The organism is Robbsia andropogonis (assembly GCF_000970345.1).
GTDB classification, from domain to species: Bacteria; Pseudomonadota; Gammaproteobacteria; order Burkholderiales; family Burkholderiaceae; genus Robbsia; species Robbsia andropogonis.
On sequence record NZ_LAQU01000004.1, the window covers coordinates 54,532 to 80,388 of the forward strand.

At 58.6% G+C, this 25,857-nt stretch carries 21 protein-coding genes and 2 pseudogenes; 8 read left to right on the top strand and 15 right to left on the bottom strand.

Annotated elements, in window-relative coordinates:
• Nucleotides 1-166: 166 nt before the first annotated feature.
• Nucleotides 167-457 carry a PsiF family protein gene (locus tag WM40_RS05435; RefSeq protein ID WP_046152444.1) on the top strand — a complete coding sequence of 97 codons (291 nt, stop codon included), beginning with the start codon at nt 167-169 and terminating at the stop codon, nt 455-457.
• A 148-nt stretch (nt 458-605) separates the two neighbouring features.
• On the opposite strand, the gene WM40_RS05440 is transcribed toward WM40_RS05435, so the two are convergent.
• Nucleotides 606-902, bottom strand: a complete 297-nt coding sequence (locus tag WM40_RS05440) for a hypothetical protein (RefSeq protein ID WP_236693398.1) — start codon at nt 900-902, stop codon at nt 606-608.
• 88 nt (nt 903-990) lie between these two features.
• Nucleotides 991-2,175 (bottom strand): glycosyltransferase, encoded by a 1,185-nt coding sequence (locus WM40_RS05445; protein WP_176026073.1) that lies wholly within the window; start codon nt 2,173-2,175, stop codon nt 991-993.
• Between the two features lie 230 nt (nt 2,176-2,405).
• Here WM40_RS05445 and WM40_RS05450 point away from each other — a divergent pair, with 230 nt between their 5' ends.
• Nucleotides 2,406-3,671 (top strand): MFS transporter, encoded by a 1,266-nt coding sequence (locus WM40_RS05450; RefSeq protein ID WP_024905172.1) that lies wholly within the window; start codon nt 2,406-2,408, stop codon nt 3,669-3,671.
• Here the strand turns inward: WM40_RS05450 and WM40_RS05455 are convergent.
• The 8 genes and pseudogenes from WM40_RS05455 to rpmH form a co-directional block, all read right to left on the bottom strand.
• Nucleotides 3,649-4,497 carry an ABC transporter permease gene (locus WM40_RS05455; RefSeq protein WP_046152364.1) on the bottom strand — a complete coding sequence of 283 codons (849 nt, stop codon included), beginning with the start codon at nt 4,495-4,497 and terminating at the stop codon, nt 3,649-3,651. The two genes, WM40_RS05450 and WM40_RS05455, sit on opposite strands and share 23 nt — an antisense overlap.
• A gap of 46 nt (nt 4,498-4,543) precedes the next feature.
• Complete coding sequence (locus WM40_RS05460) at nt 4,544-5,278, bottom strand: ABC transporter ATP-binding protein (protein ID WP_046152365.1); 735 nt, start codon at nt 5,276-5,278, stop codon at nt 4,544-4,546.
• A 48-nt stretch (nt 5,279-5,326) separates the two neighbouring features.
• On the bottom strand, nt 5,327-5,755 hold the full coding sequence (locus WM40_RS05465) for a hypothetical protein (protein WP_052738182.1): 429 nt from the start codon (nt 5,753-5,755) through the stop codon (nt 5,327-5,329).
• A 199-nt stretch (nt 5,756-5,954) separates the two neighbouring features.
• Complete coding sequence (gene mnmE / locus WM40_RS05470) at nt 5,955-7,388, bottom strand: tRNA uridine-5-carboxymethylaminomethyl(34) synthesis GTPase MnmE (RefSeq protein ID WP_046152366.1); 1,434 nt, start codon at nt 7,386-7,388, stop codon at nt 5,955-5,957.
• 286 nt (nt 7,389-7,674) lie between these two features.
• A pseudogene (yidC, locus tag WM40_RS05475) lies at nt 7,675-9,354 on the bottom strand (membrane protein insertase YidC); the annotation flags it as partial.
• Between the two features lie 110 nt (nt 9,355-9,464).
• On the bottom strand, nt 9,465-9,800 hold the full coding sequence (gene yidD / locus WM40_RS05480; protein WP_024905178.1) for a membrane protein insertion efficiency factor YidD: 336 nt from the start codon (nt 9,798-9,800) through the stop codon (nt 9,465-9,467).
• Between the two features lie 35 nt (nt 9,801-9,835).
• Nucleotides 9,836-10,378 (bottom strand): ribonuclease P protein component, encoded by a 543-nt coding sequence (gene rnpA, locus WM40_RS05485; RefSeq protein ID WP_046152450.1) that lies wholly within the window; start codon nt 10,376-10,378, stop codon nt 9,836-9,838.
• Nucleotides 10,379-10,391: 13 nt separating this feature from the next.
• Entirely contained in the window at nt 10,392-10,526 is a 135-nt protein-coding gene (gene rpmH, locus WM40_RS28605) for a 50S ribosomal protein L34 (RefSeq protein ID WP_081765139.1), read from the bottom strand.
• A 547-nt stretch (nt 10,527-11,073) separates the two neighbouring features.
• Between rpmH and dnaA the strand changes: the two genes are divergently transcribed.
• From dnaA to gyrB, 3 genes are all read left to right on the top strand, one after another.
• The gene (dnaA, locus tag WM40_RS05495) at nt 11,074-12,672 is read left to right on the top strand and encodes a chromosomal replication initiator protein DnaA (protein ID WP_046152367.1); all 1,599 of its coding nucleotides are present in this window, start codon (nt 11,074-11,076) and stop codon (nt 12,670-12,672) included.
• 470 nt (nt 12,673-13,142) lie between these two features.
• Nucleotides 13,143-14,246 carry a DNA polymerase III subunit beta gene (dnaN, locus tag WM40_RS05500; protein WP_024905182.1) on the top strand — a complete coding sequence of 368 codons (1,104 nt, stop codon included), beginning with the start codon at nt 13,143-13,145 and terminating at the stop codon, nt 14,244-14,246.
• A 424-nt stretch (nt 14,247-14,670) separates the two neighbouring features.
• The gene (gene gyrB, locus WM40_RS05505; RefSeq protein ID WP_024905183.1) at nt 14,671-17,151 is read left to right on the top strand and encodes a DNA topoisomerase (ATP-hydrolyzing) subunit B; all 2,481 of its coding nucleotides are present in this window, start codon (nt 14,671-14,673) and stop codon (nt 17,149-17,151) included.
• Nucleotides 17,152-17,346: 195 nt separating this feature from the next.
• On the opposite strand, the gene WM40_RS05510 is transcribed toward gyrB, so the two are convergent.
• The 3 genes and pseudogenes from WM40_RS05510 to WM40_RS05520 form a co-directional block, all read right to left on the bottom strand.
• Nucleotides 17,347-18,780 carry a hypothetical protein gene (locus WM40_RS05510; RefSeq protein ID WP_157685720.1) on the bottom strand — a complete coding sequence of 478 codons (1,434 nt, stop codon included), beginning with the start codon at nt 18,778-18,780 and terminating at the stop codon, nt 17,347-17,349.
• The gene (locus WM40_RS05515; RefSeq protein ID WP_046152369.1) at nt 18,777-19,943 is read right to left on the bottom strand and encodes a UvrD-helicase domain-containing protein; all 1,167 of its coding nucleotides are present in this window, start codon (nt 19,941-19,943) and stop codon (nt 18,777-18,779) included. The genes WM40_RS05510 and WM40_RS05515 overlap by 4 nt, the downstream gene beginning before the upstream one ends.
• A 13-nt stretch (nt 19,944-19,956) precedes the next feature.
• A pseudogene (locus WM40_RS05520) lies at nt 19,957-21,276 on the bottom strand (protein kinase domain-containing protein); the annotation flags it as partial.
• 1,028 nt (nt 21,277-22,304) lie between these two features.
• Here WM40_RS05520 and WM40_RS31190 point away from each other — a divergent pair.
• From WM40_RS31190 to WM40_RS05540, 3 genes are all read left to right on the top strand, one after another.
• Nucleotides 22,305-22,520: a hypothetical protein gene (locus WM40_RS31190; protein WP_236693399.1), complete on the top strand. Its 216-nt coding sequence runs from the start codon at nt 22,305-22,307 to the stop codon at nt 22,518-22,520.
• A gap of 35 nt (nt 22,521-22,555) precedes the next feature.
• On the top strand, nt 22,556-22,840 hold the full coding sequence (locus WM40_RS05535; protein ID WP_046152451.1) for a YXWGXW repeat-containing protein: 285 nt from the start codon (nt 22,556-22,558) through the stop codon (nt 22,838-22,840).
• A 704-nt stretch (nt 22,841-23,544) separates the two neighbouring features.
• Entirely contained in the window at nt 23,545-23,970 is a 426-nt protein-coding gene (locus WM40_RS05540; protein ID WP_157685721.1) for a hypothetical protein, read from the top strand.
• A gap of 196 nt (nt 23,971-24,166) precedes the next feature.
• Here the strand turns inward: WM40_RS05540 and WM40_RS05545 are convergent, their stop codons facing one another.
• Both WM40_RS05545 and WM40_RS05550 read right to left on the bottom strand, forming a co-directional pair.
• On the bottom strand, nt 24,167-25,528 hold the full coding sequence (locus WM40_RS05545; protein WP_046152373.1) for a type II toxin-antitoxin system HipA family toxin: 1,362 nt from the start codon (nt 25,526-25,528) through the stop codon (nt 24,167-24,169).
• Complete coding sequence (locus WM40_RS05550) at nt 25,525-25,827, bottom strand: helix-turn-helix domain-containing protein (RefSeq protein ID WP_046152374.1); 303 nt, start codon at nt 25,825-25,827, stop codon at nt 25,525-25,527. The genes WM40_RS05545 and WM40_RS05550 overlap by 4 nt, the downstream gene beginning before the upstream one ends.
• Nucleotides 25,828-25,857: the final 30 nt, after the last annotated feature.

Below are 25,857 nucleotides of genomic sequence, written 5' to 3' on the forward strand. Positions count from 1 at the left end.
ATACCGGCGACTCGGTAGATAGGGGGCGGGCGTATCATGCAAGGGTCGGATGTCGATTCCATTTCCCCTTGGAGAGAGCACCAGCATGAAACTGCAACGCAATGCCACATTGTTTTCGTCCAGTGCCAACGCGCCCTGTCGGACCGGATCACGCAAGACGTTGGCGATGACCGCGCTGAGCCTGGGACTTGCGCTCGGCCTGGCGAGCACCGCCCCCGCGGCCGTGGCGCAAAACGCGCAGCAAACGAAAATGGCGACCTGCAACAAGCAAGCGTCCGACGGGAATATGAAAGGCGATCAGCGCAAGGCGTTCATGAAGAGCTGCCTGTCGTCGAAGCCCTCGGTCGCCCCCAAGCCGACACAGCAGGACAAGATGAAGAGCTGTAATGCCGATGCCAAAGGCAAGACCGGCGATGCGCGCAAGGCATTCATGAAAGATTGCCTGAGCGCCCACTAAGCAGATGCCCACGCAGGCGCGAACGCCTGCGTGGCGGATAACGTCAAAAGGCCTCGCCCCCGTCCTGTTCGGATAGCAGCGGCACGCTACGCGCATGCGAGACGCGTTTCGCTCTTTCACGAACCGCGTTCCGGCGCGTCCCTCTTGATCAGTAGCTGCGCTGGATTCGCTTGCACGCGATGACCATCGTGTTCTGCTGACCGGTTTGTTGACTTAACGTGTCATAGCCGCCGTCCCCACAAGCCACTTGCGCACGGCGCTGGCATTCGACGAAACTGCCGCCATTGCAGCTGATCTGCTGCGTCGGACGGCCGTCGCTGGTGAATAGCGCAGGCCCGGAACTGCATGCGCCCAGACCCGCCAGCGTCATCGCCGCCAGCATCGTCGTCGCGGCCGCTCGCACCATCGCCGCACCCGGCATCCTTCCCGTCTTTATCATTGCCATCGTCGTAAGACCTCTTGTTGTATCGAGGGGCCGTTCCAGCCGGCCCTCGCTTGCTCTATCGCCGCATGGCGTCCCATGCGTTACCGCATCATTCCGTCACGTTACTGGACTGCGCCCGCCCCTTCCAGTGACCACCCCGCCCCACGCTATGTCGCCAGCCGGAATCCAGCGTGGCCGCCATATAAAAACACGCTACCACCGGCAGCGCCACGGCCCAGAGCGGGGATTGTTTGTAGTACCGCAGCATCGGCATATAGCAGCGGGTCATCAGCACCCACGCCGCCAGACCGGCAAACCCCCAGGGCGCGCCGCTCAGCAGACCGACTATCGTCAGTAACGGCGGCGCGAGATACGTCAGCACCATGCCCAACGTCGCACCAATCAGCAACCACGGAGAATAGTGCAACTGGGTGTACGCCGTGCGCGCAATCATGTTCCAGATGTCTTTCCAGCCATCGTACGGGCGAATCGACACTGCGGCATCGGCCAGATCAAGCCGGACGCTGCCGCCGCGCTTGACCGCGGCCGCCAACGCACAGTCGTCGATCAATGCGCCTTTGATCGCCGCCAGTCCACCAATGCGCGTCAATGCGCCATGGCGCAGCAGAATACACCCTCCCGCCGCGCCGGCAGTCGCCTTCGCATCGTCGGCAATCCACCGGAACGGGTAGAGCTTGGCGAAGAAGAAAACGAAGGCCGGGATCAACATCCGCTCCGGCAATGCGCTGCAGCGCAACCGTACCATCAGTGAAACCATGTCGCGCTTGCCCTGTTCTCCACGCAGGACGAGGTCGCGCAGTCCATGGGGGGGATGCACGATGTCGGCGTCCGTCAGCCAGAACCATTCCGCGCCCGGTGCGAACGTGCCCGATGCCGCGATACCCTCGGACTGTGCCCACACCTTGCCACTCCAGCCTTTGGGCAGCGTTCTCGCGCCTACGATCCGCAGTCGCGCCGTCGCCTGCTCGCCCAGCGCGGCGGCCGCGGCGCGGGCCGCCTCGGCCGTGCCGTCGTCGCTGTGATCGTCGATCACCACCACGCGCAGCGCGCCCGGATAGTCCTGCGTCAGCAAGGAATGGACCGCCTGGGCGATCACGTCCGCCTCGTTACGTGCCGGGACGATGGCCACCACATCCGGCCAAACACGCCCCTCCGGCATCGCACCGCCGGTGCGCGGCAACGCGACCTGCCAGAATCCGCCACGCCCATAGCGCAGCACCGCCCAAATTGCCAGTGTCAAACACGAAAGCAATGCGGCCATCATCGATGCCACCGTCATGCAACTCCTTTTTCTTCAAATGCTCCGCGCACTACCGGCGCACGGCCGGTGACAAGCTTAACCGAAGCCGACCGTTCTGCGGTCTCTTCGAAATCGATGCCACCTGCGGAAAACCTGACAAAAAACTACGGTCTTTTCATGGAATCGGACTCGTGGGCCTGGGTTTGAGCGGATAATTGACCCTTGCCTGAAAAGTATGACGTTTGTATCGTTCCCGAAAGACAATGCCCGATCCCTCTCCCGCGCAGGAGCGCACCCCGCCGGAAGCGTCGAAAACGCCTAAAGCAGCTATTCCGCCGTCGTCCAGCCTGCCGTTGACGCTGCAAATTCTCTCCTGCACTGTTTTTACCTTCATCACCTATTTTTCGATCGGTGTGCCGATGGCCGTGATTCCCGGCTTCGTGCATAACAACCTGGCATTCAGCTCGGTTATCGCCGGTCTGGCGATCAGTATTCAATACATCGGCACGTTCATCACGCGTCCATCGGCAGGGCGTGTCGTGGACTCGATCGGTGCCCGTCGCACTGTCCAGATCGGCATGGCAGGCTGTGCCGCGAGCGGCGCCCTGCTGTTGCTGGCCGCTTGCCTCACGCACTTCCCCGTCTACAGCTTGATTGCGATGATGATCGGACGCTTGCTACTGGGCGCCGCCGAGAGCTTTGGCTCCACCGGCGCGACGTTGTGGGGCATTGGTCGCGTGGGGCAGTCGAATAACGCAAAGGTGATCTCGTGGAACGGCGTGGCAACGTATGGCGCGCTGGCCGTGGGAGCGCCGCTAGGCGTATTGCTGGATGGCGCGGCGGGCCTCTGGGCACTGGGGGTGTTGATCACGGCCGTCGCGGTAGGTGGTTATTTCCTCGCGCAACGTACGCCGGATGCGGCGGTGATCGTGGGCGAGCGGATGTCGTTTTTCAGCGTCTTCACGCGGGTGGTGCCGCACGGCATGGGGCTCGCGCTCGGTTCGGCCGGCTTTGGCTCGTTGTCGACGTTCATCACGCTGTACTACGCCACGCAACGCTGGCCGCATGCGGAACTGACGCTGAGCGTGTTCGGCATCATGTTCGTCGGCAGCCGGCTGCTGTTTTCCAACCTGATCAAGACACACGGCGGCTTTCGCGTCGCCATTGTCTCGTTTGCCGTGGAAGCCGTAGGACTGTTGCTGGTCTGGCTGGCGTGGTCGCCACACGTTGCCTTGATCGGCGCCGGTCTTGCGGGCATGGGCTTCTCGTTGATCTTCCCGGCATTGGCGGTGGAAGCCGTGGCGCTCGTACCCCCCGCGAGCCGGGGGGCGGCGCTCTCGGCGTATTCCGTATTCCTCGATGTGGCGTTTTGTATCACTGGCCCGATTGCCGGCTTGATCAGTACGCATCTGGGTTATGCCGCGATCTACCTGTTCGCCGGGTTGGCCGCCATCGGTGGTGGCATGCTGTGCGCTTCGCTGCACAAGGGTCTTGGCGACGGACCGCTCAGGAAATCGCGCGGGGCGTGACGCGTTTCACGGCTTTGCGCCTGGGCTTGGTCGCACGCAAGCGTTCGAACAGGAAGCGGTGATCGCGACTGAAAAGACGTCGATAAGCCAAAAACACCGCCAGCCCGCTACCGATCGCCGATGCCGCAGCAATCGAGAACATCACGACGATCTGATACCGGACGGCATTGCCCGGCGCCTCGCCCGCCAAAATTTGACCGGTCATCATCCCAGGCAAACTGACCACGCCTACGACGGACATCTGGTTGATCACCGGGATCATCGCCGCCGTCAACGCCTTCCGAATGGGTTCCGCCGCCGCTTCCCAGCGCGTGGCGCCCATTGCCAATTGCGCCTCGATGGTCGGGCGCCCGTTCGCGAAGGCATCGGTAACGCGCTCCATTCCCAATGCCACCGCCGTCAATGTCGTGCCCAGCACCATGCCCAAGGTAGGTATCGCGTAGCGCGGGTCGTACCACGGGTGCACCTGCATCACCAACGTCAGGCTGAACATCGTAATCAGCCAGCCGCCCACGGCAACCGAGACGAAACTGTCCATCAACCGCCCCGGGTAGGCGATCTTGCTGCGTCCATTCGCGGCGAACGCGGCAGTGGCCGTCATGACCATCATCACCGGTACAACCGCATACCAATGGCTGAATCGGAATACCGTGCCCAGCACCAGGCCGATAAGCAGCAGTTGCGCGACGGCGCGTAACGACGCGATCAGCAGGGATTTGCCCAGATCCAGTTTCAGAAAGAACGACAGCAGGCCATTGATCAATACCAGCGCCGCCGCTGCGGTCAATTGCCAGCCATTCAACGCGATATAGCCCGCGTGGTTCATCGGAAAGCCTCGTGATTCGGGGTCATCGATAGATAAATGGATCGGATCAAGAGGAGACCAAGTGCCACCGCATGGTGCCGACACGCGCCGCTTGCGCGGGATCGTGGCTGATCCAGACGTAGGCGCGCGGTAGTCGAGCGGGGGTTGCGCGCGTACCGGCCGTGTGCGCCGGGCTTGTCACGCTCGCTGGTCCCTGCCCGTTCGCCCATTGCGCGACGAGCGCCTCGACCACCGATGCGCTTTCCGGATCAAGCGCGGCCGTGGGCTCGTCCAGCAGCAGCACGTCGGGGTCGAGCAGCACCGCGCGTATCAACGCCGCGACCTGCGATTCACCGCCGGACAGTGTCGCCGTGGGATTGTCGAGGAACGCTTCCGGCTTACCAGCCTGTGCGGTCAATGCCAGCGCCGCGGCTTCGTCGTACCGGTGGTCGCGATGCGCGGCAAATGTGTATGGCCATTGCAATGCATCGCGAACCGTTTCGCCGGACAGCGTGGGACGTTGCGGCAGATAGGCGACCGCGCGGCGATACCGCGGCACCGCCGCCGCGGCAATGGGATGGCCGCGATAGAAAACGCTCCCGTTAACCGGCGCGTCCAACAGCGCAAGCGTCCGCAGTAAAACGCTCTTGCCCGTCCCTGACGGGCCTTGCAGTGCAATATGGTCGCCCGCGTGGATGGCCAGCGCGAGCCGATCCGTTCTCTGCACGACGTCACCAGCGTGCAGCGCCGGGTAGTCGCGCAGGCGCAAGGCAAGGTCCCGGGTTTCTACGAGCGCGGTCATTGATCCAGGTGACGGCGTTTGAGGACGGCTGCGCTTTTTTGCATTCGCTCAGGGCTGCGCGGCCGGCGTGGGCGCGTGCTGCGCACCCTGCCTGGCAGGCGGGGCTTGTTGCGTCTGCTGCGTCAAGCATTCCGATGTGATTTGCACGCTAACCTGCTCTGGCACCAGGCGTTTGTGCGGGTCCATGTAGACGCGCTCGACAACCCGGTGCAGCATTTCACGGTCAGCCGGGTCACTGTAGTACTTGTCGACCTGTTCCTTCGCCTGTGCGAGCGTCTTGCCTCGATTGCGCCAGCCCGCCATCTGCGCGGACAAATCGCCTACTGCCGGACAGTTGTTTGCGACCATCGGCTCGGCATGGGCCGTCGGGATGGCGAATGCGAGCAACGCGGTCGTGACGGTCGTCATCGCGACGACAAAGGTTTTCACCAACGCCGCCCGACGCAGGCACGCTTGAATGTTGATGCGGGATGTCATGGGAAGTCCTGGTACGCCTTAGACGCTATTCTAAGGGAACCCGCCCGGGGTTTGAATGAAGGTTTGCTTTCGGGGCGAGGAATCGATGTAAATCATCATTACGTCGATACGGCAGGCGTCTCGAGAAAGCGCCCATTCCGTTATCCGCACGACCTTCAAACACCTGCCGAGGCATCCGGGGATGTCCATGGACTTCGCCTTATTTTCCGATACAAAACCGGCTGAAGATCACCCCTAGCAGATCGTCGCTGGTGAATTCACCGGTAATGGCGTTGAGGCGCTCTTGCGCAAGGCGTAATTCCTCGGCGAACAGATCAAGCGATTGCGACGCGCAATCCGCATGCGCCGCCGCTTCCGCCAGATGTGCCGATGCGGCCTGCAGCGCAATCAAATGGCGTTCCCGCGCGATGTACACGCTCTGCGCGCCCGCCTGCGCGCCGGTCACCGTCAGCAGCGCCTGCCGCAGCAGATCGATACCATCGCCGCGCTTGGCCGACAGCCGAATCTCCCGCACCTGCCGGTCGCTCGCCACCGCATCGCCCTCGGCGCCCATCCCGGCATCCAAGACGCGCGCGCCGGCGGGCGTGGCAGTCAAGTCTGTTTTATTCAACACCCGAATCACGGGCACCTTCACTGGAAAGCGCTGCGCGATACGCTGGTCCTCGGCATCCATCGCCTGCGCCGCGTCCAGCAAATGCAGCACGACATCCGCTCGCCCAATTTCCTCCCAGGACCGCGCAATGCCGATGCGCTCGACTTCATCCTGCGTCTCGCGCAAGCCCGCGGTATCGATGATGTTCAGCGGAATCCCATCGATCTGGATGGTCTGCTGCACCTTGTCCCGTGTCGTACCGGCGATCGGCGTGACAATCGCCAATTCCGCGCCCGCCAGAGCGTTCAGCAGCGACGACTTGCCAACGTTCGGCTGCCCCGCCAGCACCACTTGCAATCCATCACGGAGCAACGCGCCCTGCTTCGCATCCGCCTGGATCCGCCGCAGCGTTGCGCGGATCGCCGATAGCTTCCCACGCGCATCGGCCGCCTCGAGAAAGTCGATCTCCTCTTCGGGGAAATCCAGCGTGGCCTCCACCAGCATCCGCAACGTGATCACGTCTTCCACCAGCGCATGGATGGCCTGCGAGAACATGCCCTCCAAGGAACGTCCCGCCGATCGTGCCGCCGCCTCGGTGGATGCTTCGATCAAATCGGCCACCGCCTCGGCCTGCGCCAGATCCAGCTTGTCGTTCAAAAACGCCCGCCGCGTGAATTCGCCCGGCTCGGCCAGCCGCATGCCATGCGCCGCCCCCGCCTCCAACACACGTTGCAACAACAATTGCATCACGATCGGGCCGCCATGCCCCTGCCATTCGACGACATGATCTCCCGTGTACGAATGCGGCGCGGGAAAATGCAGCACGATACCCCGATCGATCGCCTGACCGGCCGCATCGAGAAATGGCAGATACGCCGCATGCCGTGGCGCGGGCACTTGCCCGGACACGGCCTCCAGCACCGCACGAGCCGCCAGCGCCGCGGCGTCCCCCGTGCCGAATGACGCACGGACAACCCCGATCCCGCCACGCCCGGAAGCCGTGGCGATGGCGACGATCGGATCCCGATCAGATGCATGCATATCGATCTCGCTCCATTCAACTAGCCACCGGCAATCGCTTCAGCTTAATCAGCCCAGGCCCCGAGCGCCAGCGCACAATGCAAAAACGGCGGGATGGCTTTCGCCCCCCCGCCGCTCTTGACACACAGGCGGGCGGTTTTACCACACCGCCCCTGCACCAGCCACCGGCGTCCCTATCGGAGAAGACGCCCTGCCGGCCCTGCTGCCTCCATCAGTCTTTCTTCGGCGCCGGCTTCGCGTCATTTGCCGCTTCCCGCGTCACGACAGGCGTGGCTTTCACCGTGGTGGCCTTGTTCTTCGAACGCCCACCAATCACCCGCGTGATGTAGTACTGCTGGGTGATCGACAACAGGTTGTTGACCACGTAGTACAGCACCAGGCCCGACGGGAAGAAGAAGAACATGACCGAGAACGCCAGCGGCATGAACATCATCATCTTCGCCTGCATCGGGTCCGGCGGCGTCGGGTTCAGACGCGTTTGCAGGAACATGGACGCGGCCATCAATACCGGCAAGATGTACCACGGATCAGGCTGCGACAAGTCGTGAATCCAGCCCAACCACGGCGCACCACGCATTTCCACCGACGACAACAGCACCCAGTACAGCGAGATGAACACCGGAATCTGGATCAGCACCGGCAGACAGCCACCCACCGGGTTGATCTTCTCGGTCTTGTACATCTCCATCATCGCTGCATTCAGCTTCTGCGGATCGCCCTTGAAGCGCTCCCGCAGTTGCGTCATCCGCGGCGAGATTTCCTTCATTCGCGCCATCGACTTGTAGCTCGCGGCCGACAGCGGGAAGAACACGGCCTTGATCAACAGCGTCAGCAGGATGATCGACCAGCCCCAGTTACCCACGAAGGAGTGAATCTTTTCCAGCAGCCAGAACAAGGGCTTGGCGATGATCGTCACCATGCCGTAGTCCTTGACCAGATCCAGGCCCGGCGCGATGTTCTCGAGCATCCGCTCTTCTTCCGGACCGGCGAACAGGCGCGAATCCACATCGCTCGACGCGCCCGGCGCGATCGTGCCCATCGGCAACTTCACCCCTACCCGGTACAGCTTGTTGTCGAACTTGTTGACGTAGATGTCACGCTGCGCCGTTTCCGGCGGAATCCAGGCCGATGCGAAATAGTGCTGCACCATTGCAATCCAGCCATTGTTGGCGGACGGCGTGAAATCAGCCTTGTTCTTATCGATGTCACTGAAGCTGATCTTCTGGAAGTGATGCTCCGACGAGTAGACCGCCGGTCCGATAAAGGTATGCGAGAAACGCGGCGTCTCCACCGCCTGGTCGTCACGCACCAGTTCCATGTACAGCGTCGGGCTCACGGGCGTGCTACCGGTGTTTTCCACACGCTGGTCGACGTTGATCACATAGCTGCCACGTGTGAACGTGTAGGTCTTGATCAAGCGCACACCGCCCACGACAGGCGACGCAAAGCGCAATTGCAGCTTGCCGTCGGCACCCATCGTGGTGCTGCCTTGGGACACCAGCGTATATATCGAATTGTGGTTCGGGAAGTCGCCGCCAATCAGGCCGGTACGGGCCAGATAGGTATGGTCCGGCGTCTGATCGAACAGCGTGACATACAGGTCCGCCTGCTTGCCATCGCCTTCCTTGACCAGCTTCAGCAACGACAACGTGCCGCCCAGGGTGTCGATTTCGCCGTCATAGAGATCGGTCTTGAACGCGATCTTCTTGCCTTGCGTGGCCGCCTGCGCGCCCGGCGCGGCACCGGCGGGCGAACCCACGGCAACACCGCCGGCATTCGGCACGTCGGACTTCGCCGCGCCGCTCGCCCCACTCGCGCCGCTACCGGCTGCGGCCGGTGTGCTGGCTTGTTGCGAGGCACCAGGGTTGAACAGCGACGGATGACCCTGCGACCGTTGCCAATTGTCGACGAGCAATACCGCCGATACGGCGAAGATCACCCACAAGATGGTACGTTTTATATCCATGCCTGGTCTCTAACCCTCAACTCGTTCGCGCCTTCCGGCGCGATATCAGCCACGCGGCCGCGGGCGTGCAGTCCTGCGCTACGTCTTCCGCGGCAGCGCCGCGGCACATCTTACTTGTCCGTGGACCGATCGCCCGCGTCGTCCGTCCGCGAGAGAACGATGCCCGCGTCGGCATCCGCATCGCGACACCCACGCCGGCCGGATGCGGGCGGCACCGGATCAACGCCACCCGCGGAAAACGGATGACAGCGGCACACCCGGCGAAATGCCAGATATGTACCGCGTGCGGCGCCATGATACTGGATTGCGTCTTTGGCGTAATCCGAGCAAGACGGATAATATCGACACCGACTGCCAAGTAGCGGGCTGATGCCCACCTTGTAGAAGCGCAACAGTGCCAGCAACACAAAGCGCGCGCCGATTCCGACCAGGCGAACGCCCCGCATCCCGATATTTGCCCGATCCACGTCGACCACGGTGTTCACCCCTGCGACGGCGCCTCCGACGAAGCGACCGCTGCTGTTGGCGCAGCGCCACGCGAAGATGGCTTGCCGGACGAAGCACGGCCATGTTGCCGCGCGGCTTGCTGTATCACCGCGTCGAACAAGGCCTGTACCTCGGCGCGGCACAGCCGTTTCAGTGCCGGAGACGCGGCACCGGGAAATTGCTGCTTGTCGAAACGCTGGGCCAGCCGCACCAGCACGTCCCAGCCCGCGAATTGCGGCCGGCGTTGCCGGAAGGTTTCGCGCAACGCGCGACGGACCATATTGCGCGTGACCGCGCGCGGCGCGAACTTCTTGCCCAACACCACGCCGAATCGCCCCGGCGCCTGCGGTTCGCGAGCGCGGAGATAGACGACGAAATGCGGGGAACGGCGCACGGGCCGCATCTTGAACAGCGCGGCAAATTCATCGGCTTTTAATAGACGAACGGCCCGCGGAAAGCATGCACTGCTCTCGCGGACCGCTTCATCTGCCGCGCCGGCGGACCGGCCGCGCGCATCGCCCTCACGCTGCGAGGGCACGCCGTGCACTCGCTTAAACTGCGAGCTTCTTGCGACCCTTCGCACGGCGAGCGTTGATGACCTTGCGGCCGCCAACGGTCTTCATGCGAACGCGGAAGCCATGGGTGCGCTTACGGCGCGTCACGGAAGGTTGGTATGTACGTTTCATGTCGATCTCGTTATCACAGAGGTTGCCGCGCCCAATCCTGCCTCTTTCATGCCCGGCCAGACGCCTTCGATTTCGACCGAAGAACGACCGAAGGACGGGCGCAGCACACCAGCGGTCATGTGCATCGGGACGACGTTTCCGCTCGAATTCAGCCGGAAAAACGCGCGCCGCAACGACAGTACCAGGGAATCGGTTTTGCGGAACCAGCTATTAGATCGGCTTTTTGCAAAGGTGTCAATCGTTTATGATACGATGCACGGTGGATAGATTGTGGATAAGTCCCCTCGCTAAGGTCTTTTACTCACTCACACGGCTTTCGTTTAGCGTAAAATCCACCATCCCAGACACAATCGCCGACACGCGTCGCCCCTGAAAGGTGCGGCGGTGCGGCGTTTGCAATGCATCCTTTTGACATCGCGGCGTTGCCGGCCCTGGCTGGGCGGCGCCGTCTGGCGTCCCTCGCGCCGTGCCCCGTCCTGTTGTCCCGTGAAGCGCCACCGGGATCACGAGGCGTCGCATTCGCGCCGGTCGTCGACCGAAGCCTTCGATGAACAATTTTTGGCAACAATGCGCAGCGCAGCTCGAGCGCGAACTGACTCCCCAGCAGTATCAGACCTGGATCAGGCCGCTGGCGCCGGTGGATTACGACGCATCGACGAAGATGTTGCGTATCGCCGCGCCTAACCGTTTCAAGCTGGACTGGGTCAAGAGCCAGTTCTCGGGCCGCATTTCCGACATGGCCCGCGACTTCTGGCAAACGCCCGTGGAGGTGCAGTTCGTCCTGGGCTCGCCGAACGGCGGCGCCATGCCTGCGAACGCCCCCACGGGCGTGCGCATGCCATTGCGTCAGTCGTTGAACAATGGCAACGGCGGTGACCACCAGGGTAACGGGGGCGGCGTGGCGACGGCCGCGGCCCATCCGGGCATGAGCCGCCACCACCAGGCCCCGGCTGCGCCCACGGGCGTGCAACCCTCGCAGGTGTTATCGTCGCCGCCGGGAGAACGGGGTGCCGAATCCGCCGACGCCGATCCGGACGCACCGAGCCTCGATGCCGCAGAAGCCGCGGCCGCCCGCCGTAACTGGCGCGCACCGGCGGCCGGCGGCGAGGCCTCGCCGCAAGTCGATCGATCGAAGCTGAACAACGCGCTGACGTTCGAAACGTTCGTGACCGGTAAGGCGAACCAGTTGGCTCGCGCCGCGGCTATTCAGGTGGCGGACAATCCCGGGATCTCGTACAACCCGTTATTCCTGTACGGCGGCGTGGGCCTGGGCAAGACCCACTTGATCCACGCGATCGGCAATCAGATGCTGGTGGATAACCCCGGAGCGCGGATTCGCTACATTCACGCGGAACAATACGTGTCCGACGTCGTGAAGGCCTATCAGCGCAAGGCATTCGACGAATTCAAGCGTTACTACCATTCGCTCGATCTGCTGCTGATCGATGATATCCAGTTCTTCTCAGGCAAGTCCCGAACGCAAGAGGAATTTTTCTACGCATTCGAGGCCCTGGTGGCCAACCGTGCGCAGGTCATCATCACCAGCGATACCTATCCGAAGGAAATTTCCGGCATCGATGATCGGCTGATATCCCGCTTCGACTCCGGGTTGACGGTGGCCATCGAGCCGCCGGAACTGGAAATGCGCGTGGCGATTCTGATGCGCAAGGCGCAGACGGAAGGCGCGACGGTGTCAGAAGATGTCGCGTTCTTCGTCGCCAAGCATTTGCGCTCGAACGTCCGCGAGTTGGAAGGCGCGCTGCGGAAGATCCTGGCCTATTCGAAATTCCATGGTCGTGAAATCACGATCGAGCTGACCAAGGAAGCGTTAAAAGACCTTCTGACGGTCCAAAATCGCCAGATTTCGGTCGAAAACATCCAGAAAACCACCGCCGACTTCTACAGCATCAAAGTAGCGGACATGTATTCGAAGAAGCGCCCCGCGAACATTGCGCGGCCGCGCCAGATCGCGATGTATCTGGCCAAGGAACTCACGCAGAAAAGCCTGCCGGAAATCGGTGAATTGTTCGGCGGACGGGACCATACGACCGTGCTCCACGCGGTGCGAAAGATCGCCGAGGAACGCAGCAAGGACCCGCAGTTAAACCACGAACTGCACGTATTGGAGCAGACCCTGAAGGGCTGACCCAAGCCATTGAACCGTTGGGTGTTTCGCTGCCCGACTCAGTTGGCGGCACTCCCCACCGCCTTCACGCTTGCCCCGGCATCGGCATTTCCGCCCGGTCGCCTCTCCCCCCATATTGCACAAGCAACGCGCACGTGTCTAACCGGCATTCCGGGGAGTGCGCACGGCTGTCACGGCGCATTTGCTGTGGTCATGGCGCACGCGGGGCGCGATCGATCAGGTTGCCATGCGCAACGCGCATTGATTATGGCGGTTTAGGCCATTGAATCTCCTGTTTTATAAGGCTTTTCAGCCCATTTTGAGGCACAATACGGTATTGCGGTAAAAGAAGCGTGCAGGCCTGCGCCGGGGGTTGCAGCGCCGGCCAGAACGCTTCCAATACGCAATTCGGACCTGAACGGTCAACCGCCGTGGCGCGGTGTTGCCATGGGTCTCGGTGGTTGATTGTCTCTACACACGAAGGATGTCGAATGCTATTGGTCAAGACTGAACGGGATACGCTGCTGCGACCGCTGCAGACGGTATGCGGTATCGTCGAGCGGCGCCACACGCTGCCGATTCTCGCAAACGTGCTGATAAAGAAACAGGGTGCGTCGCTTTCCTTCCTGTCGACTGACCTCGAAGTCCAGATCACGACGTCGGCCGATTGCGCCGCCGGTGCCGACGAGGCCGCTACCACGGTGGCCGCCCGCAAGCTGCTGGACATCCTGCGCGCTTTGCCGGGCGGCGACGTCAGCCTGACCCTGGAAGACAAGCGCTTGGTGGTGAAGTCCGGCAAGAGCCGTTTCGGCTTGCAGATGCTGGCGGCCGACGAGTTTCCGACGCTGGCGAAGGTCGAGGAATTCGGCGCGACTTTCAAGGTGCCGCAGCGTGCGATGCGCCAGTTGCTGTCGGCTGTGCATTTTGCAATGGCGCAGCAGGATATCCGTTACTACTTGAACGGGATGCTGTTCGTTGTCGAAGGCAGCAAGCTGATGGCGGTGGCGACCGATGGCCACCGTCTGGCTTATTGCTCGACGACGATCGAAGGCGATTTCCCGAAGCAGGACGTCATCGTGCCGCGCAAGACGGTTCTGGAGCTGCAACGGCTGCTGGAAGATATCGATGAGCCGGTCGAGATCGCGTTAGGCGGCTCGCAGATCAAGTTCTCGTTCGGCCCGGTGGAATTGATCTCGAAATTGGTCGAGGGCAAGTTCCCGGATTTCCAGCGCGTGATCCCGAAAGCGCAGAAGAATCTCTTCCTGATTGGTCGCGACGAATTGCAGCGTTCGCTGCAGCGTGCCGCCATCCTGACCACGGACAAGTTCAAGGGCGTGCGTTGGGAGGTAAAGCCGGGCGTGCTGGGCATCAAGTCCAGCAATGCCGACCAGGAAGAAGCCAGCGAAGAGCTGGAGATTGCGTATGACGGCGACGCGATCGATATCGGCTTCAATGTTACCTACCTCTTGGATGTGCTCGCGAATACGAAGGCCGACATGCTGAACATCGGCCTGGGCGATTCGAACTCGAGCGCGTTGATCACCATTCCCGAGAACGATGACTTCAAGTACGTGGTGATGCCAATGCGCATCTGACGTCCGCTGGTGCGTGGCCGGGAGGCTCAACGAGGGAGGGACCGCTGGTGTCCTGCTCGCGCCTTTTTTCCCGGCCGGTCATTGGCCGCGGTAAAGCCTCGCGACAAGCACGTTGCCCGCGGGACAGCGCGGAATGATTCCCTCGACGCACCGGAAAGGCGCCACCACGGCGCGACCTCCCCTCCCACGCGAATATCCGAGCGGATTCGACTGGAGTGGGATGGCTTGCCGCGGTAGCACTTTCCAGGAAAACACCTGGCTTGTGTTTCCTTCCTGGCGCGAGAAGCGCTGTTTGCGGGACAGGAAGATGAGCAGGGCGGCACTGGCAGCGTGCCGCATCCGTTGCGCTCCGTTTGCCGATCGCAGCGTCCTATAGATGGGCAGGGCAATTGCCTTGCACCGTCGAGCAGAACCGGAATAGAACATGACTGAACAGCAGAAACCGCAAGTACCGGAAGCCGACAATGCATACGGCGCCTCGTCGATCCAGATCCTCGAAGGACTGGAAGCGGTGCGCAAGCGCCCTGGCATGTATATCGGCGATACGTCCGACGGCACCGGCTTGCACCATCTGGTCTTCGAAGTGCTGGACAACTCGATCGACGAGGCTCTCGCCGGCCATTGCGACGATATCCTGGTCACGATCCATCCGGACAACTCGATCTCCGTTGTGGATAACGGCCGGGGTATCCCGACCGGTCTCAAGATGGACGACAAGCACGAACCAAAGCGCAGCGCCGCTGAAATCGTGATGACCGAGCTGCACGCAGGCGGCAAGTTCGATCAGAACAGTTACAAAGTCTCCGGCGGTCTGCATGGTGTGGGGGTGTCTTGCGTAAACGCGCTGTCGAAGTGGTTACGTTTGACCGTGCGGCGTGACGGCAAGAAGCATTTCCTGGAATTCAATCGCGGCGTGGTCATCAACCGGACGCTGGAAACGCGTGATGGCGTGGAAGTGTCACCGATTCCGGTGGTGGGTGATGCCGAGCATAACGGCACCGAAGTCCACTTCATGGCGGACGAGGATATCTTTGGTAACGTCGATTTCCACTACGACATTTTGTCGAAGCGCATTCGTGAGCTGTCGTTCCTGAACAATGGCGTGCGTATCCGCCTGCAGGACAAGCGCTCCGGCAAGGAAGACGATTACGCGTTTGCCGGTGGCGTGAAAGGCTTTGTTGAATACATCAATCGCGCCAAGCAAGTCCTGCATCCGACGATTTTCCACGCGGTTGGCGAGAAGGATAACGTCACCGTCGAAGTGTCGATGCAATGGAACGACAGCTTCAACGAGAACGTGTTGTGCTTTACGAATAACATTCCGCAGCGCGATGGCGGTACCCACTTGACCGGCCTGCGCGCGGCGATGACGCGCGTTCTGAACAAGTACATTGTTGAAACGGACGCGGCGAAAAAAGCCAAGATCGAAACGTCGGGCGACGATATGCGCGAAGGTTTGTCCTGCGTGTTGTCGGTGAAAGTGCCCGAGCCGAAGTTCTCATCGCAGACGAAGGACAAGCTGGTGTCCTCGGAAGTGCGCGCGCCGGTGGAAGAAGTGGTGGCGAAGGCACTCGAAGACTACCTGCTTGAAACGCCTAACGACGCGAAGATCATCGTCTCGAAGATTATCGATGCGGCGCGCGCGCGCGATGCGGCGCGGAAAGCGCGTGAAATGACGCGCCGGAAGAGCGTGCTCGACGGCGTGGGGCTGCCCGGTAAGCTGGCCGACTGCCAGGAAAAAGATCCGGCCAAGTCCGAGGTCTACCTGGTGGAGGGTGACTCCGCAGGCGGCTCGGCGAAGCAAGGCCGGGATCGGAAGTTCCAGGCGATTCTGCCGTTGCGCGGGAAGGTGCTGAACGTTGAAAAAGCACGCTACGACAAGCTGCTTTCGTCGGAACAGATCGTCACGTTGATCACCGCGCTGGGTTGCGGGATCGGCAAGGACGATTACAACGTCGAGAAACTCCGCTATCACCGCATCATCATCATGACCGATGCGGACGTGGACGGCGCGCATATTCGGACGCTGTTGCTGACGCTGTTTTATCGTCAGTTGCCGGACCTGATCGAGAAGGGGTATGTGTATATCGCGCAACCGCCGCTGTTGAAGATCAAGCACGGCAAGGAAGAGCGATATCTCAAGGATGAATCGGAACTGCGGCAGTACAAGCTGAAGCTGGCGCTTAATGGTGCCGGGCTGACAACGCACGAAGGCGCGGAACCGATCACGGGCGATGCACTGGGGGAACTGGCGCGGAGCTATTTGCTGTCAGAAGCGGTCATCGACCGGGTGCGTCGGCATGTTGATGCGTCCGCCCTTGAAGCCATCATGGATGGCGTCGAGATCAACCTGGATAGCAAGGAAAAAGCCGACGCGAGCGCCGCCGCGCTGCAGGCTGCCATTACTGCTACGCCGTTGAAGCCTGAGATCAGCGTGACGACAATGCACGATGATGTGCGTGAGTCGTGGTCACTTCGGGTTTCGCGTCGGCATCACGGGAATATCAAAGTCTCCGTGATCGATGGTGAGTTCCTCGCTACAGCGGACTTCCGGCAACTTGTGTCGACAGCCGAGACGTTCAAGGGGCTGATTGGTGAAGGCGCGCTGATCGCACGTGGTGAACGTAATCAAGCCGTGACCGACTTCAAGAGCGCCATGAAATGGCTGCTGGCCGATGCGGAACGGAATGTGGCGATCCAGCGTTATAAGGGCCTGGGTGAGATGAACCCCGAGCAGCTCTGGGAGACCACCATGGACCCGGCAGTGCGACGGTTGCTCCGAGTGCAAATCGAAGATGCGATTGCGGCAGACGGGATTTTTAATACCCTGATGGGCGATGAAGTCGAGCCAAGACGCGCGTTTATTGAAAGTAATGCGCTAAGAGCGGGAAATATTGATGTTTGAGTGAGTTGTAGCTAGACCCATAAGCTGAGAAAAACGGACCCATAAGTTGAGAAACTTATAGGTCCGTTTTTTTGATAGGCACAGTTTATAAAGCGCAAATTTAAGTCCTGTGCACGCCGTATTAATCATTGCACAGCCGCCGGGATGAGTGGTGCCGCATAGCGTGTTCACGTAACTGCGACGGCCCTGAAGGACTTATCTTTTTACGTACTTTTTTGCGCTTTTATATCTGGCCGCGTCCATTTCATCGAAGTACAAATTGCCTTGCTCTTTCGGTCGAATCGGTTCTTGCGCCAAATGCTTGTGTTCAAGTAATTTTCGGCTCTGCGTTCCCAACATTACAAAATTTTCGACAACGCTTTCAAGCGCTCGGATACGCTGCTCCATCTCACTTACGTATGCTCGCTCTGCATCGATTGGTTGATTACTCGAGCCAGATGCGATGCGTAACTGGCATACCGCGCCAGGAACGATTTCAACCGACAACATTTTCGACTGCATTTTAGGAAAGTCTGAGAACGCATCCTCCCCCTCAAAAACGTGCCGAAGCCAAGCATACTCAGCCCACGAAAGGTCTGCAGCGGTAGCACGGTCATCCATTCCAATCCGTAAAACTCTCTCTACCCCGCGTGTGACACGAGACCATTCTCCGTCCCAAATTTCCTGACCACCTACTGCCGCGAGCATCCCGAACCACGCCATCGCTACCGGCCACTTATCCTTCACTCGTTGGAGCAGAAAAACGTGCGTAGTCGAGCGGCCTACGAGAAATGCTCCGGCTGCCACCAGCAAGTTCGGCATTGGGTCGCATCGCTCACCATATTCCGCGTTAAGACGTATGAGAAGTTTTTGAAACGCTTTAACACGGTCCTCAACAGAATCACTTAGTAGACCGCTCTCCGCTCCCATAAGCGCGGCGATACTATTGCCTCTTACGGCCTTTGTCGTTACAAAACCGGCCATCCTCGCAAGCGCCCATTCCACGACCTCCACAGGATTCGCGTTTTCAGGAACGGTCATCTCGAGCAATGACCAAATCGGAAAAAGGTCGTTGAGCGATAACGTTCGCTTCGCAAAGCGCCGGTCGTCTTGAAATAAATGAAGCCGGTCAGCGCAGGTGTCTCTTACCTTATCGGCATCGTGAAGTAATTGCGCCTTCGCAAACGACATAGAAAAGCACGAAGATGCGTGCCCATACGCTAATGAGCCGAGCCTGGTTGCACCTTCGGTTTGACTCAGCAACTCGCCCAGTACTATCGACGCCCAACGATACGAGCGGTTCAAAATATTTTTTGTCTTAGCACCTCTTTTCTTCCCTTTTTCGAAGAAAGAGACACAGTCCGAAAAACTGAGCACCCGCCCAAACTGACTAATCGGAAATGCTTCTGGCGCGAATGTTCTGAGCCAAGACAAGGTCTCCGCCATCACTTCATCAGCAAGAACGATAAGTCGGGGTACTGCGTAACCTTGCTTTAACAAGTCGCTATCCAAACCGACGGCAATACCGGAAAGCTTGATACAAGCTTCTGGACTAGCAAAGAACTCAATCACTGATACTTGGTACTTAAACAGAAGCGAAGGCAACTCTAGCCGAGGAACGCCAACCCAACGAAAATCTTGTAGATTCATGATAGACCGGAGAATAGGCTTGCCGATGTCATTGGGCTAGGAAGCGCAAATGCTGCCTCTAAGGGCTTATTGGTTTCGTCCGTTCGAAATGCATTCAATGCCGTTCGTGCACGAGTGATTGCCGTGTAGCCCAACTCTCGATGATTCAAGCCGTACCCCTTTAGCTCTTCTACAGCAAACATGTGGACCGACCTAAATTCGGTTCCTTTGGCAGAATGCATCGTTATCACATGAATCCGCTTTTCATCGCCGAAATTCGAATCGCTATCGACCCCATGCACACAAACTAGACTCGCCAAATCGGTACCGTCAAAACGTTCCCTAAGCTCGGCCAGAGTTTCTCGCTTGCCGCAGAATACTCCAATTGAATCCTCGCTAAATGCATCTAACTGAACCCGAATTAAATCTAACATCGATGCGAACTGGCCATCTCGGGTATCAATCTGATGCATTTCTGCGGTGGAGGCACCTTCAACTTTAGCGTTGTAGTTAGACGTCTCCTCAAGAGACCTCTCCCCAGGCGAGGGCTCTAGAAGCCTATCAGCGACATGCGCAATGCGTTGACCAATTCGATAATGAGCCTTCAGCGTGTACCTAGCAAGATTTAGACTGTCCCCGATATCTAATCCATCACGTTTATAAACTCCTTGCCGCTTATCGCCACAAATACAGACTCTATCGCTCAGGCATAGCAATGCATCAAGCTCACGCACCGTCAAGTCCTGCGCTTCATCAACGAATATGGCACTGTATAACTTTGGCGATGGGAGACGTTTATTCGCTTCAATGACGGCCTCAAGCATCGCGACCCTGTCAGCCTCATCGAAATCGTCGCCTTTGGTCTTTTTTATCGGAACGTTTCCTAAATATTGACGTATGTGGTCAAACGCCCACGAATGATATGTTTTAATTTGCGATGTTGAGATTAGCTGGCTAGCGATAGGGCCGCTTCGTATGAAATTAGCTAACGTCTTCGTGTACGTAATAATTAGGACGTTCTTTTCGCCTGTTCCAGCCAAGTATTGCGCCCGTAGCAACAGCAAGTTCGTCTTACCTGAACCAGGAGGCCCTTCAAGTAAATAACGCCCCTGCACGGGCATTTCAAGAAATGCCCGCTGCGTATTATCGAGCTGTTCCAACTTTCGCCACCACATCGAATTCATTTCGGTCTCGCTCTTAAGGGGTCTGCTTGCTCAAAGTCATGCCGTGTATAGCCGAAGCGTCGCCAGGATTTGCATCGATAATATCAAGGCCAGCTAAAAATACTTCTGCTAGCGTATTAGTCAATATATGCTCGCCCTCAGCCTCGCCCTCCTGAATAGTGACAGAACAAGCAATTGCGTCGGCTTGAAACTTAGTATCGATTCCTTTCTCCGCCTCTACGATATACGCACCGTACATCAACGTAGCGGTATTTTCCTGCAAAGCGTCGCACCATCGAAAACACACCAAACACAGAATGCATACTGTATCGGTTACCGATAACTCGAACTGATAGACTGGATGTTCCACAAGCTTAGGCGGCCGCATATTAAGAACAAACCGGCCTTCGCAAACACCAAGCAAATTTGCTCTCACAGACTCCGAAAATCGCTTTTCAAATGAATTTCTTTGAAACTGCAATTGAGCATCGCGAGCCACTTTCGCTTGCTTAGCTGCACTCGGCACAGATTTCAACAGACGCCCCTTCAAACGCGACAAGGCATCGTCAGTAACATCTCTAGCAAAGTCATTCCATTCAACAATCGCCAACCGCGTATCGAGGTCTTTTGTTAAACAACGACTTGAAAGAGCCTTTAATGTTGCTAAACGTCCATCACCAGAATCGCCGAAAGATGGAATGTTTGTCATGACGGCTCGAGCAACTAGCCATCGATTCCCCATCGTCACTTCATCATGGAAAATCTGCCGTTTCATGATTAAATCATGAAGAACTGCTCCAACTTGGTAAATATTCAAACCTTTCCAGAGGCGAGTCGTCGGTGCATCTAAGCGGAACAGGTATTCGGGTGAACTGTATTGCGCAGTCGCTACAAAGGGGCGCGTTTGGCCTGTATCGGTAAGGCTCGCTTCGTCCCCATCAGACATTTCAAACGCACGCGCCACACCGAGGTCAAGAAGCTTTAACTGCTTGAAATCCGGGGATACATGGATGTTCTCAGGCTTAATATCACGATGTACGATATTAAGTTCATCTAGGTATTGAACGGCCACCACTAACTGAGAAATTAGCGAATGCACATGCTCATCCGGTACAGAACTCAGCGACTTAGCTAGTTGAGGCCAGTCGATAAACTCCATCTCCGTGAATGCAGTATCTTCTGCCTCTGAAATTTCAAATACTTTTACTAAATTCGGGCAATCGTGACTTACCAGGCGCCGCTGAACGTCCAATCGTCTACGTTCTGCCGGTCCAGATGGACCGCTGAGAAACTTCGGGTCGAATACTTTAAAGGCGCGTAATTCGCCGGCGCACGTAACCTTGAAAACTGCGGCTGAGCCGCCCGCGTCGAGAAGTTCGGGTACGCTACACTCATTTTTTTTTCTTTAAAAACGCTACCAGACGTTTTTCTAAATCTTGTATGACTGCATCATCTAGTGACGGCATGTGCGATTCCCGTACGCCCATTACGATTTAATAAAAACGCCAACATTATGCAATGTCAACGTTATTGCATCTTTCCGCGCCCTAAAATCGAGCGACTACAATGCGTTCCGCAAACGATTATCCGTTCTCCACAATCTGCCGAAATTCTATGGCAAGTCGCTCCTCGACTTCCTCGAAGTGGCTGTGCAACGCACAGACAGTCTCCACCCCGATATGGGTACTATCGCGGGCATCGTTAACGCTATAGTCCATTAACATTGCCATCACAACGTTAATATAACTGATATGAATGTCTTTGCGGTACAAACGACACCCGTCGAACCAAAGCAACGGCTGTGAGTGATATCTGGTCAGAAGCAGAACAATGCGCGAGGAGCACGCACCTATAGCAACAGTCGCAAGGGGCAAGCGAACCGCTTAGTGGAATATCACATTCCGCTAGCTTGAAAAAACCTAAGCTAATGCCTAAGTTAGTAAACCAACGCCGATGCAATGTCGGCACGCAACGCCACCATTGAACTTTTATCGGTTCATTTGACTGCTCGCTCTGACCCTACCCCGGAATTAGTCCCGGCGGATTCAACCGGTCATTCCAATGTCTAATCGCGGAAGCACACGAACGTCCTTTGATAGCCGGTCATAGACAATCTAGTTGAATATTTTTTAGCTGGCATTGCAGGGCAGTAACCGCCCATGCGGCGACATTCGCGGTTGCGATTGAGCGGACGTTCAGCCGTCGGATCTGCGCCGGAAAACAATTTTTCGCTAGCTATACCGTACCTGCCCTACGTCCTTCATGCCTCGAACGAGACCCTAAGCCCCTGGACAAGGTGTGCAATGGCGAATTCATGACTCGAGGCCGCTACCCGCACGTGGCGGGGCGCGATGACGGCGGATGACTTGGTGGACGCGGCCCTTGTTGGACTGGGCCAAGGGGCGCGTGACTATTCCGACACGCCAGGACGTCGACGCACAGGGGCGCTGGGAAGCAGATCGCCGTGCGCTGACGCCGCTGTTCGCCAACGGCAAGCCGACGCCGCGCAACGATGGCGACCATCAAGCGCGCCCGGAGAAATCAATCGTTACAAAAACTTCCGACAGATCCTGCGGCACCGCCCGTTTAATTCAGTAAGCAACTCGCTTATGTGTTTTGAGATGGAAGGAGTCATGCAAGGTCTGAACAAATTGTTGGCGGCGGCAGGGGTCGTCGCTGTGGTGGCTGTTTGCGGTAATGTCGCTGCGTTCGCACAGGAAGTGATCGTTGCCCGGCCGGCGCCACCGCCGCTGCGCGTGGAAGTCGTACCACCGCCACGGGTCGGATACGCGTGGGTTCGCGGACATTGGCAGTGGGACGGGCGCGCCTATGCGTGGGTCCCTGGTCACTGGCGCGGCTCCCCAATGTGCCCGCCCGGCACGCATCCGGGACCCCACGGCCACCGTTGCTTCCCCTAAAGGGATGATCATGAAAAAACTTGCGTTCCTTGCGTTCGGCGCTGTTTTTGTTGTCATGATGTCAGGATGCACGGTGTCGCCTCGCACCGGACTTGTCTGCCCACCGGGGACGCATCCTGGTCCCTACGGGCATCGATGCATCGTAGATTAAAGGAAAGGGTGTACGCGATGAGCGACGACATCGGTCTGCGTAAGCGGTAAGGCCGCCTTCGTTGCTTATCGCCCCAGTCACTTTGGTCGCGTTGCACCATTAAGCAGGCAATTTTCTTTGGGTCGATTCTGCTGCTGCAACTTGCTGCCGGCAAATCGGCCTTTTCCATTACGCTCGAAGGCTATTTCGCACTACGTGGCTCTTACACCTGAGGCTAGCGACTGTGGGGGGGTAGTCGATCCCTGCGGAATGCAAAAGTGCGCCATTCCGCCTCTCCATCAAGTCAACGCCGAACAGCATCCGTTTCAGGCTACCGTTCTCCATGGGATACGACTAAACCGATCTCGGTTCGACTCATGAATAGCCACCCACAGTCAACAGTACGAAGGTTTGCACAATGACTTTAAATGCCGGCGAGATGACGATGTGGCAGTTGGTGCAACTTTACACGGGTCGAGTCGGATACCAGCGCGGTGTGAAGTCAGAAGGACTATCTGCAGACCCTCCAGTCATTGACTGCTCGGGGTGGACCAGACTGCTTCTCACGAAAGCGATGCGAGCAGAGAACGAAGCCGCTGGCTGCACAGTATTTGGTTTCGATTATGTAGACGCCCTGCAAGCGTGGTCGGATCGGATCATTCAGGAGATTGAGTCCCGGACAGGCTTCATTCTTGAGGGGCGAGAGATCACAGCCTTCAGTCTTCCGCGTTGCGCCACCATCGGGCTGAAAATGGGAGACCCCGCCTGGGCGAGTAACCATCCCCGTCTACGCGGCATCACTCACATTGTTCAGGTTATTCGTCGCCCGGAAGATGACGCGCCATTTGTCTCCGAGTCCTTCGGCGGTTCGGTTTCATCGGGAATAAGTCTCACGCCGCTCGGAAAGTGGCTGGCCCTCTCACAGCGGCACCTCCGCGCTGGCGAAATGTGGGCCGTCGATCCGTTTCGGTTGACCCAGAGAATTGAACGATCACCATGAAGGTCGCTTCCTAGCCGATTGCCGCCCTCCCCTGCCGGTGAATGCGACCGTCTAGCTTCGCGGCACTTTTTGATCATCGGCCGCAGTGGTGCCTAACACCAGCTTTGGCGACTTCACGCCACTCTCACCTTTGACGACCACGTTAATCGGTTAAGCAACCACGCTCTACAAATTGAGTTGAAATACAGCTAAAAAGTTACTTGCGTAAGCGCTTACGACGCGAAAACACCATCGGATGCGCATCAAAGTGTGCCAGCAAGCGCGACTTCTGCATGTCCGTGAGGTTCGAGTCTGCAATCATTCCCGGCCAGACGTCTACCGCAGCGGCGACCGTGCGCTGGATGACAGCAGCGGCCGGCTTCTCGACCAAACCCAGCAAGTCACAGAAAGACCGCAGCGTTGCAGGAGAGAGCTGCGCCTTGGCTTGCTTCTCATCTCCTGGATTGTGTGCTCGCAACTTCGGCTTCTTCTCGCCCACCGGCGGCAGAATATGCAACGCATGCCCTTCACGGTTGGCGTATGCACTGTACCCGACAATGTCATATGCTGGCGATAACGCTGGCGTGTGGCCGTCGCGATAAATCACGCCCATGTTCTTGAGATGCATGTCGGGATTGCCGAGCAGCTCATTGACCGTCAGCCGGCGAAGCAACTCATACACGGCATCCTCGCCAAGCGACGGTATCGCAAGCATGACGGCTGCAACCTCTGCATAGCTCTTCGTATATTTGTCCTCGGGCTGCACGTCTAGAATCTGGCCGAAATCCTCGACCTGAATCCGGCTGCCAGGTTGGCGGTCGAATCGCGTGACGGCGAGAAAGGCCGTTTTCTGATCAGCGTCGCCCAAGTCGTAGCCGTGCTCGACCGCGAGCTTTTCCAGCGGCTCAAGCTGCGCGGTACAGGTGCTGACGCCCGCCGCGCGCGCCAGGCGCAGGGACAGCTCTTCAAGCTCGGGTAGGCGAGGGTATCCCACGACCGGCAGCTTGGCGATGATATGGGTGTCCTGCATCTTGGTGCGGCCGACATACCGGTCGCCATCCTTGATGACGGCAAGTTTCGGCTGAACGCCGGATACCGACACTCCGTCATCCATCGGCTCCTCAGTCACCGTCATCTCGAGCGAATCGGCATTCTGGGTGACCAGATGCGTCAACTCCTCGCGCGTAAGATGAGCAGGGCGCGCATAGACGTTACCTGGGAGGTCGCGTCCGGTGGCCGCCAGCATCTCGAAATGGTCCTTAGGATCGCAGCCACGAACGTCCGCAATGTGCGCCCGGAACACCCCTTCCGGTAGCAGCCCCTGAAAGAACGAGGGAAGCAGCCAGCCATTGCGAGGGGAATAGCGACCATTGAACACCTTGGCCGTCACGGTCGCCCACAGTGCGCGCTGCGCGTCGGCGTCGTCGGCAACCATGGAAAGGGACAGGGTCGGGGGGGCGCTCAGGTAGGCAAAAGCATCATCCGCCACAAACCGAATGATGGGATTGTCATCACCATACTTGAACAGAACGCCCACGCGGGTCGTGCCGAGCAGGATTTCGAGCGCTTTGACGTTCATGCGTCACCTACCTTCTTGACGCGCTCAAGCGCAGCCTCGACCCGGGTTTTTACGTGAGGGGCTGCGACCAGCGACTCCGCGACTAACCCCCGCGCAGCTTCTTTTGGCACCAACACTACCTCGAGCCCGAGCTGGTCAGCTATTGCGAAAAGGGTGGAGACCTTGAAGTCTGAACCCGTAAGCGCCCGCCGAAGCGTGACGCGAGTTACGCCAGCCGCTGCGGCAAGGTCGGACTTGTCAGTAGAGCCCGATTGCACGGCGTCGGAGAGCACAGCGCTGAGTTCGCCAAGGGTACGCATTAGAGTAATAAAGTATCCGAATTTCCTATT